Consider the following 14,683-nt stretch of genomic DNA (forward strand, 5'->3'; position numbering starts at 1 on the left):
GTGCATCCGTTATGGGGATGCGGCCCCGCCGGATCAAGGGGTTAGCCCTTGTTGTCAGGGTCTTTCGCCAGCGGGTGATGCTCCAACACCAGTTCGGCCAGCCGCTCATCCAGAACATGCGTGTAGATTTCGGTGGTGGCGACATCGGCATGGCCAAGCAGGGTCTGTATCGATCGCAAGTCCGCGCCGTTGGCCAACAGATGCGTGGCAAAGGCGTGGCGCAGGGTGTGGGGGGTGACTTTTTCAGGGGAAACACCACCCTGAACCGCCAGTTCCTTGATCAGGTGAAAGAACATGTGCCGGGTCAAGTGTCCGGACTTCCCGCGTGACGGAAACAGGAACCGGGACCGTTGCCCGCCTTTTTCGACCACCTGATCCTCGGCCTCGTCGCGGGTTTTCAGCCAATCAGACAGCGCATCGCGGGCAGGTCGGGATAGGGGCACCATTCGTTCCTTGCCGCCTTTGCCCAGAACCAGCAGCATCCTCGGGTCGCCCCGCGCGGATGAGACCGGCAGCGACACAAGCTCGGTCACGCGCATGCCGGTGGCGTAGAGCAACTCCATCAGACAGGTGTTGCGCTCTCGATCCGCCGGGCTGCGCCCTGTTTCGCGGGCGGCGGCCAGCAGCCGGTCCACCTCGGGGACATCCAGCGTTTTGGGCAGCCGTTTCTGCCGACCGGGCCCTTTGATCTGAATGGCAGGGTTGGTTTCACGCCAGCCTTCTTCGAACGCGAACCGGTACAGTTGCTTGATCGCCGACAAGCGCCGCGCGCGGGTGGATCGGGACAAGCCCTGATCGTCGCAATCGATCAGATAGGCCTCGATCCGGTCCCGGTCGGCCTGTTCAAATCCGACATTGCGATGCTTCAACCACGCCGCAAAGTCCTTGAGGTCCCGCCCGTAGGCCAGCACCGTGTTGGTCGCCGCCCCTAGTTCGGCGGCCTGGGCCTGAAGGAAGGTGGATATCCACAGTTCTGGCGAAGCCGGGCCGGTCACAGGCGGCGGTCCTGCAGGATCAGCAGGTTCAACGCAGCGCGCCGGGCGGTGTCTTCCAGACCCACGCGCCTCAAGGTGGCGATGGCTGCCGTCAAGTCGACCAGATTGCCGCGCGCGCCGTGGGCGAACAGGTTCATGGTTTCCAAAATTGCCTCGCCCAGTTGCCCGTTGGTCAGCAGCGCATCTATGTCTGATGGCACCGGCGCAGCCCAGGCAAACCCTTCGGCAATCGCATCTGCCGTGGGTGAGGGCGAGGGCGAACGCGCGGGATCGCCCTGCGCCAGCGCTGTCAGGAACTGCGTTTCGACCGAGTCGTCGGGTGGCTCCAACGCGGCCTTCTCATAGAGGTCGGACAGCATCAAAACCTGCCAGCGCAGATTTTCCGCCGCTGGCATTGGGAGGGTAAGGTCGAACAGCGGCTCGGCAAACAGTTCGGCAAAGGCGACCTCGAGCCCGACGCTGCGCATCTGTTGCCAAACGTCGGGAAGGGTTTTGCCAATGGCCTCGGGGTTGCGGGTATTCAGCGCGCTCTCAAACCGCTGGACCGCTGCAACCCGATCCCAAACCGCGCCGGACGCCGCCGGGTCGCGTTCGGTGTATAGGCCAAGCAATTGGTTCGGCGTCAGCGCTCCGATCCGGGTCAGACGCTCAGCCGCTTCGATCTGGGCTTTCCAACCGGCCACATCGCGCAGGTCCGCGTTTGCGAACGCACGCGGCAGCGGGGCCGAGGGCAGGCGTTCCCCGATCGCTTCGAACAGGCGAAAGCTGAGCGGGTCGGGGTTGTCCGGTTGCGGCAAATAGGCCGCGTCTTCGAACAGTTCAGGGCTGAGGAACCGATCCAGCAAGTCCAGTTGCTCGGGCGGCAGAATGTCCAGCGCATGCGCCGCTTCCAGCGTCAGCGCGGCCGAGGCCCAATCCCCCCGGCGGGCCTTGCAGAAAATCTGCGCGGCGTAGTCATCCGACAGATGCGGCTGCGCGGTCAGGGCGGTGCAACTGCGGTCTTCATCGCCGGTCAGAAGCGTGGCATCGAACCAGCGCTGAAACCGATCTTGCGAATTCGTGGGACCAGCCAGTTGTACCAGCGACTGAACAGGGTCCGCCGCGCCAAGCTGCATCAGGCGGTCGAGGCGGCCCAGAAGCAAGGTTTCTTCGGCACCCGGGCCAGCGGGCGAGCGTGCCTCGGTCAGCAGCAGAGTAAACAGCAGGCGCTGCATGGCCGGGTTGTATTTGACGGGAACGCGCGCGATCAGTTCGGCCAGACGCTCGGGGTCGCTGCCCTGCCACAGATCCACGGGCAGGCCAGTCACCGACGAAGACACCAGCCCCAAAGGTTGCGACAGCGCTTCAAGCGGCGTGACCACAACGTCCGGCTGACCGCCATTCTGGGTCACCGGCGGTTCCAGCAGTACCGTCCCGGGCAGGTTTTCCGGCGGATTCGTCAGCCAGTCGATGGCCGACAGCGGCTCTTGCGCAAATGCCGGTCCGGCCACAAAGAGCGCCAGCAATGCGGGCTTAATCGACATCCAGCGTGACCGGTTCGCGGATTTCGCCCTGCGGAGCCGAAAAATCCGCGCCGAAAAACGGGCCGAGATAGGCATAGCCCACCAGCCCGATGAACCCCAGGCAAATGATATATATCAGGAACTTGATCAGACGGCCCATGGCGCCACGCTGCCTCAATTTTTGATTTTGACCAAGTTATAACTGGCATTTTTTCCAAGATCACGTCATTCACGGTTAAATGAGCGAAATAAAGCATAACACTCACTCAGCGGACACACGGCCGGGCTTTGATCTGCACAAAACCGTGGTTCTGGTGGGCATGATGGGCGCCGGGAAAACGGCGGTGGGCCGGGCACTGGCTGCGCGGCTGGGTGTGCCCTTCCTCGACAGCGATGCCGAGATCGAATCGGCGGCGAACATGACCATCCCCGAGATTTTCGAACGCGATGGCGAACCCTTTTTCCGCAGCAAGGAATCTCAGATCATCGGTCGGCTGCTGGATGAGGAAAAAGGCATCCTGTCCACCGGCGGTGGCGCGTTTCTGTCCGAGGAGAACAGGCGCATGATCACTCAGCGCGGGGCCTCGGTCTGGCTGCGGGCAGACCTGAATGTGCTGTGGAACCGGGTGCGCCACAAGGACACGCGCCCGTTGCTGCGCACGCCCGACCCCTATGCCACGCTCAAAGGCCTGTACGAAGCGCGCGTCCCGATCTATGCCGAGGCCGATCTGACGGTGCTGTCGGACGGGGAAGTCTCGATTGACAATATGGTAGAGCGGGTGCTGCAGGCCCTGACCGCGCGCCCTGACGTTTTGGAACGGAAGTAGATGCATCAGACCGTACATGTTGAGCTGGGCGAACGCTCGTATGACGTTGAAATCGGGCCCGATTTGCTGGCGCAGGCGGGCGCGCGGATCGCGCCTTTGCTGCATCGGCCAAAAGTTGCGGTTCTGACGGATGACAATGTGGCGCGGCTGCATCTGGACGCGCTGCGCGACGGCTTGGCGACCGCTGGCATTGAGATGACAGCACTGACTCTGCCCGCCGGTGAGGCCACCAAAAGCTGGCCGCATTTCGAACGCGCCGCCGAGTGGTTGCTGGCGGAAAAGATCGAGCGCCGCGATTTTGTGGTCGCTCTCGGCGGCGGCGTCATCGGGGACCTCGTGGGGTTTGCGGCTGCGGTGATGCGGCGCGGGGTGCGGTTTGTGCAGGTGCCGACATCTTTGCTGGCGCAGGTCGACAGTTCCGTGGGCGGCAAGACCGGCATCAATGCGCCGCAGGGCAAGAACCTGATCGGGGCGTTTCACCAGCCCTCTCTGGTTCTGGCGGATACATCCGTTTTGGGCACCCTGACCGCACGCGATTTTCTTGCGGGCTATGGCGAGGTTGTGAAATACGGCCTGTTGGGCGATGCCAAATTCTTTGAATGGCTTGAAACCAATGGCCCCATTCTGGCTTCGGGCGATATGGCCGCGCGTGTTCAGGCCGTAACCCGTTCGGTCCAGATGAAGGCCGACATCGTGGCGCGGGACGAAACCGAGCAGGGCGACCGGGCGCTGTTGAACTTGGGCCATACCTTCTGTCACGCGCTCGAGGCCGCGACGGGCTATTCCGACCGGCTGTTGCATGGCGAGGGCGTAGCCATCGGGTGCGCACTGGCGTTCGAGTTATCCTCGCGTCTGGGTCTGTGTTCGCAGGAAGACCCCAGCCGCGTGCGGGCGCATCTGCGGGCGATGGGGATGAAAACCGATCTGGCCGATATTCCCGGTGACCTGCCGGGGGCAGAGGCGCTTGTTGATCTGATGGCGCAGGACAAAAAAGTCGTTGACGGACAGCTGCGGTTCATTCTGGCGCGGGGGATCGGACAGGCCTTTGTGACTTCGGACGTGCCGCGGGATGCGGTTCTGTCGGTGCTGCAGGACGCTTTGGCAACGGCTTGATTGCCAAGCGTTTTAACGCCCCCGGATCACCATCAGCTCGCCGATATTCTCGCGCGTGATATACCCTACCATACGCCCCGTCCGGCTGAGAACGGCGATGGCCGGAGCGCCGTTGTGCAACCCTTTCAGAACGGTTTCCAACCCGGCGGTCAGGGCGACTTGCGGAATGTCTGTGACCATGATCGACGTCGCCGGGTCCGAGCGTGGATGATCCCCGGCCAACGCGGTAAACAGCCGGTCGCGGGTGACGAAACCAAGCAGGATACCCTCGGCGTCCAGAACCGGAAACTCGTGCTGGGTGGTGTGAATGACCGCCTGCGCCGCCGTGCTTAGCGAATCCTGCGGCGACAGGGCGTGAAACTCGGTGATCATGGCATCCCGCGCCAAAACGCGGCGCGCCACGGATCGCAGCGCAACATCCTGGCTTTCGGCATTGGCTGCGATGAACACGAAAACCGCGATCAGTACAAGGATCGGGTTGCCAGAGCTCAGCCCCAGAAACCCGAGCCCGACGGCGACGATCTGTCCGCCCAAGGCCGCAACGCGGGTGGCCTTGACGCGGTCCATCCGCAGGCACAGCAACGCCCGGAACACACGGCCCCCATCCATCGGGAAGGCGGGGATCATATTGAACGCGGCCAGCAGCAGGTTGATATAGGCCAGCCGGTTCAGAAACCCCGCATTGGGCGAGTCGATCTGGGTGATGGTTTCATAAGGCATGCCAGCGCCCAGAACGACCAGCACGAGCCATATGACGATATTGACGGCAGGTCCGGCCAGCGCCACCCAGACCTCCTGCATCGGTTTGTCGGGCATCCGCTCCAGCCGCGCCAGCCCGCCGATGGGCAGCAGGGTGATGTCGGGGGTCTTGATGCCATAGCGCCGCGCCATCAGCGCGTGGCCGAATTCATGTGCCACGACGCAGGCAAAAAGCAGAAGAACGAAAATCAGGTTTTCGACCGCTGCGGGCCAGCCGCCATTGTTATAGGCGGCAAACCCGATCCAGGCCAAAAGCAGGAAAAAGGTGACATGGACCCTCAGTTCGGACCCAAGCAGGCGGCCGAGTGAGAAGGACCATGTCATGTTGTGTCTCCGTTTCGGTTAGAACGGAATCTCGTCGTCGTCGATTCCGCCCGAGGCCGGCGCAGGCGCGCTGGACTGGCCGCCATAGGGGTCGCCATACCCGCTGCCGCCATGTCCGCCGCCATATCCGCCCGACTGGCCGCCGCCGCCTTCACCGCGCGCATCCAACATCACCAGAGTCGAGCCGAACCCTTGCAGAACGACCTCGGTCGAGTAGCGATCCTGACCGGATTGATCCTGCCACTTACGGGTCTGAAGCTGCCCTTCCAGATAAACCTTGGACCCTTTGCGCAAATATTGCTCGGCCACCCGAACCAGGCCTTCGTTGAAGATTGCGACGGTGTGCCATTCGGTGCGTTCCCGGCGCTCGCCCGTGTTGCGGTCTTTCCATGTCTCAGAGGTCGCAACGCGCAGGTTGCAGACTTTTCCACCGTTCTGGAATGTCCGGACCTCAGGATCGCGGCCAAGATTGCCCACCAGAATGACCTTGTTGACTGAGCCTGCCATATATTTCCCCGTTCTGTTCTACCTAGGATGCGCCGAATCTGGCGCTGTGTTTCAGAGTGACCCTATACGGCCTGCATCGTGGTTAAAACATGGTTGATAGCCACACCTGCGGGCTGATTTCTTAGGGTGGCCTTTACCAAGCTTTCATTTTTGTCTGGAATACCTATACTCCGACTGGTTTTGAACGGGCAGGATAGGCATTTATGCGATCTCTGGTAGTTGGTTTTACGGTTGCGTGTTTTGCGCTGGCAGTTGGCCCTGCGCAGGCGGAAACGCTGTCCTCGAAAAGCCGTAAGGACATTTTTCTGAAGCAGGCCAAAGTGTTGGACGGTCGCGCCGCGACGCAATACCGCGATTCCGCGCGGCTTAAGCCGAAGACATCGCAGAGCACGTTCAACAAGCGCTACACCGGAAAGTATCGGGGTGAGTATCTGGCACTGGCCCGCAACGCCGCGCGCCTGCACAGCGTGCCCGAAGATCTGTTTTTGCGCCTCGTTCAACAGGAAAGCGGCTGGAACCCGCATGCGAAATCCCACAAAGGGGCGTTGGGTCTGGCGCAGCTGATGCCGCAGACGGCCGAGTTGTTGGGCGTAAACCCGCATGACCCGAAGCAAAACCTTGAGGGTGGCGCCCGCTACCTGTCCTGGCAGTACCGGAAATTCAAATCCTGGAAGCTTGCGCTGGCCGCTTACAATGCAGGCCCCGAGGCTGTGGAACGGCATGGCGGTGTGCCACCATACAAGGAAACCCAGAACTATGTGCGGGTGATCTGGGGCGGCTGACGCTTAGCCTCATGGAATGAAAAAGGACCAGCGCAGCGCTGGTCCTTTTCGTTTCCGCTTCCGTTATTCGGCGGCGATTTTGATAACCGGCTCCATACGGGCAAGAACATCCTCGGCCAGGTGACATTTGACCTGATGCCCGTCCGCCAGCGTCTTGACCGGAGGCACGTCCGATTCACACCGACCATCCGGAACCTCGGACTTCCAGCGGCACCGCGTCTGGAACGGGCAACCGGGCGGAGGATTCATCGCCGACGGAATATCGCCTTCCAGAACGATATGTTCCTTTTCAATCGACGTATCCGCGATGGGCACCGCGCTCAGCAACGCCTCGGTATAGGGGTGGTAGGGCGGTGCGAATACCTGATCCGTCGACCCAAGCTCGACCACATGGCCCAGATACATCACCATCACCCGGTCGCTGAGGTAGCGGACAATCGACAGATCGTGACTGATGAACAGCAGCGTGGTCTTGTGTTCGCGCTGAATCTCCATCAGCAGGTCGGTGACGGCGGCCTGAACCGACACGTCCAACGCCGAGACCGGCTCATCCGCCACAACGATCCGCGCGTCCCCGGCAAAGGCACGGGCGATGCCGACGCGCTGTTTCTGCCCGCCCGACAACTGCCGTGGCATGCGGTCTGCAAAGGCACGAGGCAGCTTCACCAGATCCAGCAGTTCCAGCATCCGCTTCTTACGCTCGGCCTCGGAATTGCCGACGCCAAAGATTTCCAGCGCCCGGATGATCTGCCGGCCCACCGTCATCGACGGGTTCAGAGTGTCAAACGGGTTCTGGAACACCATCTGAACCTCGCCCACAGTCTTGGCATCGCGCTCTTCGATCGGCACGGCTTCGATGTTGCGGTTGTCCAGTAGGATTTGCCCGTCCGTGGCGGTTTCCAGACCCATCAGAACCTTGGCAAAGGTCGACTTGCCGCAGCCGGATTCACCGACGATGGCAAGGGTTTCGGATTCATGCGCCTCAAAACTCAATGTCTCGTTGGCTTTGACCACCTTCGTTGCGCCACCGCCGAACAGGGCGTTTGCGGCGACCTCATAGTATTTCTTGAGGTTGTCCATCTTCAGGACAGTGCGGCCAATTTCGGCTTTTTCTTTCTGCTCACCAACGGTGATCGGCGCGTTCCAGTCGATCTCTTTGAACTTCAGACACCGGGTGTGGTGACGGTCATTGCCGGGAACGGCTTCCATCAAAATGGCCTGTGCATCGCAGCGACCTTCCTCGAAATAGTCGCAGCGGGGGCCAAAGTTACACCCCGGCGGGCGTTCATGCGGCAGCGGGAAGTTCCCCGGAATCGCCACCAGAGGCCGTGCATTCTTGTCGGCACCAGGCAGGGGGATCGAGCGGAACAGCGCCTGCGTGTAGGGGTGCTGCATCTCGTCGAACACATCGTGGATCGAGCCGCGCTCGACCGCCTCGCCGGAATACATCACACAGAGCCGGTCGCAGGTTTCCAGAACCAGACCAAGGTTGTGCGAGATGAACAGCATCGAGGTGCCGTATTTCTTGCCCAGATCCTTGACCAGTTCGACCACCGCGGCCTCAACGGTCACGTCCAGCGCGGTCGTCGGTTCGTCCAGAATCAAAAGCGCCGGTTTCGACATCAGCGCCATCGCGATCACGATGCGTTGCTGCTGCCCGCCCGAAAGCTGGTGCGGGAACGAGTTCAGCATCCGCTCGGGGTCGGGCAGGCGCACATCTGTCACCACCTCCAGCGCGCGGGCGTATGCCTCTTCCTGTCCTACGCCCTCGTGGATCATCGGCACTTCCATCAGCTGCTTGCCGATCTTCATCGCCGGGTTCAGCGAGGCCATCGGCTCCTGATAGATCATCGCGATCTCGTTGCCACGAATGTCGCGCAGTTCCTCGGTCGTCATCTCGCTCAGATCGCGGCCCTTGAACTTGATCGTGCCACCCACGATGCGTCCGTTCTTGCCCAAATCCTGCATGACGCCCAGCGCCACCGTAGACTTGCCGCAACCGGATTCACCCACCAGCCCCACAGCCTCACCAGGCTGCACGCTGACAGAGAAATCCATCACGGCGGGAATTTCCCTCAGCCGGGTAAAGAATGAAATCGACAGCTTGTCGATCTCGAGAATTGGCCCGTCATAATCCGCCAGTTTGTTCATCTTGTTACTCCTCGCGAGAGTCCGGGGGATCCCCTTCATCTGGCTAAAAATATCTCGGGGGTCCGGGGGCAGAGCCCCCGGCCTTGATCACATCAGTCCTTCAGACTTTCTTCGCGCAGACCGTCCGCCAGCAGGTTCAGACCAAGAACCAGTGACAACAAGGCAAGCGCAGGCGGAAGGGCAGGGTGCAGGTAGATCGACAGAAGCTTGCGCCCCTCGTTGATCGTGGACCCCCAGTCCGGGCTTTCCGGCGGCAGACCCAGCCCGAAGAAACCCAAGGTTCCCAGCAGGATGGTCGTGTAGCCGATGCGCAGACAGAAATCGACGATCAGCGGGCCACGTGCGTTGGGCAGGATCTCCCACAGCATGATGTACCACGGGCCTTCGCCTCGGGTTTGCGCCGCAGCCACGTAGTCGCGGGTTTTGATGTCCAGCGCCAGACCCCTCACGATGCGGAACACCGTGGGTGAGTTCACGAACACCACCGAGACGAACACCACCAGAATACCGCCTGGAATGTCGAACAGATCCAGATAGGTCGGCAGTCCCCAGATGCTGTAGCTGTCGGTGTTGATGATGTAGCCCTTGGTCGAAATCAGCGACAGATAGAGCCACAGCGCCACGCCCAGAACCCCGATCAACAGCGGCGTCCGGAAGTTCGGCCGCGTGTAGTACCGCGAGTTCAGCAGGACGCCCAGGAAGATGATCGGGAACACGAACAGCACGGCCGCCATATAGTTCGGCACACCGGTCGCAACGATCTCGGGCGTCACCAGCAGGTAGAACAGCAGGATCACGGGGAAGGCCAGGATCAGGTTCGCCAGGAAGGACAGCAGCGTATCCAGCCGTCCGCCATAATAACCGGCGGGTAGGCCCAGCGTGATGCCGACCATGAACGCAAACATCGTCGCCAGTGGTGCGATCTGCACTACGATCCACGCGCCTTTGACCATGCGGCTAAAGACGTCGCGCGCCAGGTTGTCACCGCCCAGAAGATACCAGGCGTACTGACCCTCTTCCAGATTGGGCAGGGGCGTTCCCGGCACCTTGTTCTTCATGCCCGAGACCTGCGACAGCGAGTCATGTGTCACGATCAGGTCAAGCGCGCCGAAAATCCCGGTGAAAACCCAGAACATCACAAGGCCAAAACCGATCATGCCGATGGGACTGTCAAACAGTTTGCCATACAGGCCCAGCTTGCGTTTGAAAGCGATCGACATGGCATAAAGAATGATCAGCGACAGCCAAACCGGCAGGAACTGCTGGGAAATCGCGCCGATGATCCCGGCGCCGGTGCCCATCAGGATGCCAAGGACGATATAGGCAAGCGCGATCCCGACACTGGCAAGAAAGCTGTAGCGCAGCGCGAACTGTATCATGATCCGGGCGTTCGAGTTCGAGGTCAGCGTGCCATCCGGGTTGACCGTCATCTGATCCTCGGGCAGCACGATGCTGGCCAGCATCCAGACGACGATGGACAGCACCATCAGACTCAGCGCAAGCGCAAAGATCGGGTTGAGGAAGGCGATAGAGCCGGTCCAGGTAAGTGGTTCCATAATCTATCCCTCCTTAAGCGATGCGAATGCGCGGGTTGAGGTAGACATAGCCGATATCCGATATCAGCTGCGTCACCAGCACCACAAAGACCGACACGACCGAGATCGCCAGCAAGAGCTGGATGTCGTTATTGCCCGCCGCCTGAACCAGCGCCCAGCCGAACCCTTTGTAGTTGAACAGGGTTTCGACGATCACCACGCCGTTCAGCAGCCATGGGAACTGCAGCATGATGACGGTAAACGGCGCGATCAGCGCATTGCGCAGCGCGTGTTTCATGACGATGTTCGGGAAAGACACGCCTTTCAGACGCGCGGTGCGGATATATTGCGCCGTCATCACCTCGGTCATCGAGGCGCGGGTCATGCGGGCGATATAGCCCATCCCGTAAAGCGCGATGGTCAGCACCGGCAGAAAGAAGTTCTCGAATGTCGGGTTCTCCATCGCCTGTGTGGCGGTGCCCTTGAACCATTTCAATCCGACTGCGGATGAGGTGAAGATCGCGATGAAGATCACGCCCGAAACATATTCTGGCGTCGCTGTCGTCGTGATCGCAAAGGTCGACAGCGTGCGGTCGGTGGCCGATCCTTCTTTCATCCCCGCCAGAATGCCTAGGATCAGGGCCGAGGGGACCATCAGCAACATCACCCAGAACATCAGCCGACCGGTCAGAGCCAGCCGGTTGCCGACAACGGTCGAGACTTCTTCTTTAAAGACCGTCGAATACCCCCAGTACCCCTGCAGGATACCGCAGAAACTCGGTGCCTCTTCGGCGGACTGTCCCGGCAGAATGCATCTGCCCTGAACGGTGCCGTCGTCATTCGTGTGCCGGTAGGACGGCAGAACGCCCAGCCATTCACCGTATTTTATCGGCACCGGCTGAAGATACCCGCCCTTCTCAAGGAAGCTGGCGACTTGCTCGTCCGACATGCGGAAGTTGCCTTGTGTTTTGGCTAGCTTTTCGAGGTTCGGGTAGAGGTTGGTCAGAAAGAAGACCAGGAATGTCAGACACAATGCTGTCAAAAGCATGATGCCGACGCGCCTTAGAATAAAAAGTCCCATGTTAGCCCCTGTTGGTCGGCCAGCGTGAATTCGTCATGGTTTCACGCGTCGCTGTTTTTATGTCGCCGTATGCAGGACGAAAGGGCCGCACCTGAATGGCGCGGCCCCTGTAACTTCGGCTTAGGAAACGAGGCCGAATTTATAAAGTTGCGGCAGGTCTGCGATATGTTTCTCGACACCGACCATATTGTCCCGGTGGTGGCGCATCGCGGTCCGCCAGTAAGGCTGGATGACAACGCCTTCTTCGATCATGATCGCCTGCAGCTTGGCCATGACTTCGCGGCGCTGATCCACATCCGAGATCGAGTTCGCCTGGGCCAGAAGCGTATCGAATTCCTCATTCGCGAAGCCGGATTCGTTCCACGCCACGCCTGACTTGTAGGCCAGCGCCAGAATCTGCGTGCCTAGCGGACGGTGGTTCCAGTTGGTCGAGGAATAGGGGTACTTGGTCCAGTCGTTCCAGAAAGTCGAGCCCGGCAGAACCGTGTGCTTGGCCTTGATGCCCGCGTCGTTCAGCTGAGCAACAACCGCGGCGGTGGTGTTCCGGCGCCAGTCATCGTCGATCGACTGTACTTCGTGTTCGAAGTCGCCCATACCCGCTTCGTCCATCAGCGCCTTGGCTGCAGCCGGATCGTAGGGAATACGGGTGATCGACGAGTCATACTCGGGGTGCATCGGGCCAACATGGCTGTTTTCGGCCGCGATACCATAGCCGGACATGCCAAGCTCAAGACAGACCGCGTTGTCGACCGCCATGGCAAGCGCCTGACGCACGCGTTTGTCGCCGTAGATCTTGTTGCCATCGGCGTCTTCGGCCAGCTGGTTCGGACGAATGACGATGGTAAAGCCCGACGGGATTTCCGAGCGGACGAGGCCGATGCCGTCAAAGATATCGACGAATTCGCCAACCGATTCCCAGTTCATGTCGATCTCTTCGGCCTCGTACGCGGCCAGGAAAGCTGCGGGGTCGGTGCCGTAGTCGATGAACTCGATCCGGTCGATATAGCCGCCTTTGCCGGCCTCATAGCCCCACCAGTCGAAACCTTCGTTGCGAACCAGTACGCCCTTAACGCCGACTTCGTGGCTTTCTGGGATCATGAAGCCCGTGCCGATCGGATTGTCCAGCATAGTGTCGGGATCATGGCTGCTGTGGACGATGGCACCCGGATAGTCGGCCATGCCGGGGATGATCGTGATGTCCGGCGCATTGCACTTCAGCTTCACGGTATGGCTATCGACAACGGTGATGGCACCATCCGCAGCTTTCTGGGTGCTTTCGTCAACCAGCGACGCCATGCGCGACGCCATCGAGTTGCCTTCAACCGACGAATCGCACCAACCGGTGATGTTGCGCGCCACGTCCTCAGCGGTGAAATCGTCGCCATTGTTCCACTTCACGCCTTTGCGGACGTTCAGCGTGTATTCGGTGGCGTCGTCATTGGCTTCCCAGCTTTCCAGCAGCATCGGCTTGAACGAACCGTCGTTGTTGTATTCGACAAGGTACTCCAGCCAACCTGCGGTGAAGGTCGCGATCTGGGTCCAGTCAAAGGTGCGCGGGTCTTTCAGGGCGCGCACTTCCATCTGATAGCGGATGGTGCCGCCACGCTGCGGTTCCGCCGCTGCGGCAGGCGTTTGCAGACCGATCATGCCATAGGCCGCCGGCACGGCCACACCCAGCGCGGTTACACGCGCCAGAAACTCGCGTCGGTTCAGATTGCCTTCGCGATACTCCTTCGCGTGCATTTCTGCAGCCCAATGAACCGGTGAGCCGGTCAAAGTCTGATTTTTCATTATTGTGTTTCTCCCTGTGAGGTCTTTGTTTTTGTCGTGAAGTTATTGATCTACCCGGCGTGGTGAGCGCCAAAGGGTAGGTCGATGGGTTTTCTTTTTTGGATTCTCAACATCCCCATGGCCATATTCGGCACCAGAATTCCCTATAGGTCAATGTTGGAAATCGACATTCACGGTCTAAAAGCGACATCCGGACGATGCGCTCGCCTTTGCTGGCAGAGCAACAGGGGCGCTGTCGGGGGGATTGAAACGGTGCCGACCGGGGAACAATCTGTCGTTTGCCGGGAAAACTGTCAGCCTAGCCCGCGGTCGCGCTTAGTTAACCCGCCGCCGAATCAACAGTGGGAAGTATCATTTTGAGAAATCGATGTGATTCCAGTTCTTCATCCGGGCGCGAAACCAGGTGCGCTGGCGCTTCGCGAATTGACGGGTTGAGATCGTGGCCCGCTCGCGCGCCTGTTCCAGCGTCATTTCCCGGTCCAGATAGGCCATGAGTTCCGGCACGCCTATCGCCTTGCAGGCAGGCAGAGACCGGTCATACCGGTCCCGCATCGCCGCCACCTCGTCCAGCGCGCCCATGTCGAGCATCAAATCAAAACGGCGCGTTATGCGGTTCAAAAGCCAGTCTTTTTCAACGTCAAAGACAATGGGAATCGTGTTTTCCAACCGCAGAACCGGCGGTGGCGTATCGGCCTGCCAGGATGCAAGGCTGCGGCCGGTGGCCTGCTGAACCTCCCAAGCGCGTTGGACGCGGGCGCGGTTGTCTGTGTCGATCCGGCCAAGCGTTTCCGCGTCCACGCCCGCGATCAATGCCTTGGTCGTCATCTGATCGGCGGTCGCGCGGGTTTCCTGCGGCGTAGCGGGGATTTCGGCCATGCCTTCGGTCAGGGCGGTGAAATACAGCCCCGTGCCGCCAACGATGATCGGTCGCTGATCCGCGCCCAACAGGGGGATCACTTCGCGCAGCCAATGACCGGTGGAATAGTCCTGATCATAGGCGACATGCCCATAGAGCCTGTGCGGCGCGCGTGCTTCTTCCTCGGGCGACGGGCGTGCAGAGATGATCCGCCAGCAGTCGTAAACCTGGCTGGCGTCGGCATTGACGATGACGCCTCCGAACCTGTCGGCAATCTCCAGCGCCAGCGCGGATTTCCCCGAGGCCGTCGGACCGGCGATCAGCACCGGCTTGTCCTGCGGGATCGGCGGAAGCCTGTCCCAAATATCCGCAGCCGGGCTATTGGTCATTCCGGGTTGCCTTATTCCTCAGTATCCGCATTGAACCTGCGGTGTTTTTGCTTCATTTTGCGCCGCAAATA

13 protein-coding genes are annotated in these 14,683 nt (G+C 60.5%); 3 read left to right on the forward strand and 10 right to left on the reverse strand.

Annotation, left to right across the window (positions count from 1 at the left end; all coding sequences use genetic code 11):
• Positions 1-41 precede the first annotated feature (41 nt).
• Genes ACR0EZ_RS02415 through ACR0EZ_RS02425 form a run of 3 tightly spaced genes read right to left on the reverse strand, consistent with a single transcriptional unit; the run spans position 42 to position 2,657 of the window.
• Complete coding sequence (locus ACR0EZ_RS02415; RefSeq protein ID WP_480610364.1) at positions 42-995, reverse strand: tyrosine recombinase; 954 nt, start codon at positions 993-995, stop codon at positions 42-44.
• On the reverse strand, positions 992-2,518 hold the full coding sequence (locus tag ACR0EZ_RS02420) for a hypothetical protein (protein WP_480610366.1): 1,527 nt from the start codon (positions 2,516-2,518) through the stop codon (positions 992-994). Before ACR0EZ_RS02420 ends, ACR0EZ_RS02415 begins: the two co-directional genes overlap by 4 nt.
• Positions 2,508-2,657, reverse strand: a complete 150-nt coding sequence (locus ACR0EZ_RS02425) for a hypothetical protein (RefSeq protein ID WP_480610367.1) — start codon at positions 2,655-2,657, stop codon at positions 2,508-2,510. The genes ACR0EZ_RS02420 and ACR0EZ_RS02425 overlap by 11 nt, the downstream gene beginning before the upstream one ends.
• 79 nt (positions 2,658-2,736) lie before the next feature.
• Between ACR0EZ_RS02425 and ACR0EZ_RS02430 the strand changes: the two genes are divergently transcribed.
• Positions 2,737-3,324 carry a shikimate kinase gene (locus ACR0EZ_RS02430; protein WP_480610369.1) on the forward strand — a complete coding sequence of 196 codons (588 nt, stop codon included), beginning with the start codon at positions 2,737-2,739 and terminating at the stop codon, positions 3,322-3,324.
• A complete protein-coding gene (aroB, locus tag ACR0EZ_RS02435; RefSeq protein WP_480610371.1) occupies positions 3,325-4,437 on the forward strand; it encodes a 3-dehydroquinate synthase in 1,113 nt (370 codons plus the stop codon).
• Between the two features lie 12 nt (positions 4,438-4,449).
• Here aroB and ACR0EZ_RS02440 read toward each other — a convergent pair whose 3' ends face one another.
• Both ACR0EZ_RS02440 and ssb read right to left on the reverse strand, forming a co-directional pair.
• Positions 4,450-5,520 (reverse strand): site-2 protease family protein, encoded by a 1,071-nt coding sequence (locus ACR0EZ_RS02440; protein ID WP_480610373.1) that lies wholly within the window; start codon positions 5,518-5,520, stop codon positions 4,450-4,452.
• Positions 5,521-5,538: 18 nt separating this feature from the next.
• Positions 5,539-6,027: a single-stranded DNA-binding protein gene (ssb, locus tag ACR0EZ_RS02445; protein ID WP_480610374.1), complete on the reverse strand. Its 489-nt coding sequence runs from the start codon at positions 6,025-6,027 to the stop codon at positions 5,539-5,541.
• Positions 6,028-6,230: 203 nt separating this feature from the next.
• Here ssb and ACR0EZ_RS02450 point away from each other — a divergent pair, with 203 nt between their 5' ends.
• A complete protein-coding gene (locus tag ACR0EZ_RS02450) occupies positions 6,231-6,809 on the forward strand; it encodes a lytic transglycosylase domain-containing protein (protein WP_480610376.1) in 579 nt (192 codons plus the stop codon).
• A 63-nt stretch (positions 6,810-6,872) separates the two neighbouring features.
• Here the strand turns inward: ACR0EZ_RS02450 and ACR0EZ_RS02455 are convergent, their stop codons facing one another.
• The 5 genes from ACR0EZ_RS02455 to miaA all read right to left on the reverse strand — a co-directional run bounded on the left by ACR0EZ_RS02455 (position 6,873) and on the right by miaA (position 14,612).
• The gene (locus tag ACR0EZ_RS02455) at positions 6,873-8,960 is read right to left on the reverse strand and encodes a dipeptide ABC transporter ATP-binding protein (protein WP_480610378.1); all 2,088 of its coding nucleotides are present in this window, start codon (positions 8,958-8,960) and stop codon (positions 6,873-6,875) included.
• Positions 8,961-9,052: 92 nt separating this feature from the next.
• Positions 9,053-10,516: an ABC transporter permease gene (locus tag ACR0EZ_RS02460; protein ID WP_480610380.1), complete on the reverse strand. Its 1,464-nt coding sequence runs from the start codon at positions 10,514-10,516 to the stop codon at positions 9,053-9,055.
• Positions 10,517-10,529: 13 nt separating this feature from the next.
• Positions 10,530-11,576 carry an ABC transporter permease gene (locus ACR0EZ_RS02465; RefSeq protein ID WP_480610382.1) on the reverse strand — a complete coding sequence of 349 codons (1,047 nt, stop codon included), beginning with the start codon at positions 11,574-11,576 and terminating at the stop codon, positions 10,530-10,532.
• A gap of 120 nt (positions 11,577-11,696) precedes the next feature.
• Complete coding sequence (locus ACR0EZ_RS02470) at positions 11,697-13,367, reverse strand: ABC transporter substrate-binding protein (RefSeq protein ID WP_480610383.1); 1,671 nt, start codon at positions 13,365-13,367, stop codon at positions 11,697-11,699.
• Positions 13,368-13,718: 351 nt separating this feature from the next.
• On the reverse strand, positions 13,719-14,612 hold the full coding sequence (miaA, locus tag ACR0EZ_RS02475) for a tRNA (adenosine(37)-N6)-dimethylallyltransferase MiaA (RefSeq protein WP_480610385.1): 894 nt from the start codon (positions 14,610-14,612) through the stop codon (positions 13,719-13,721).
• Positions 14,613-14,683 lie beyond the last annotated feature (71 nt).

The organism is Ruegeria sp. AK4 (genome assembly GCF_056541025.1).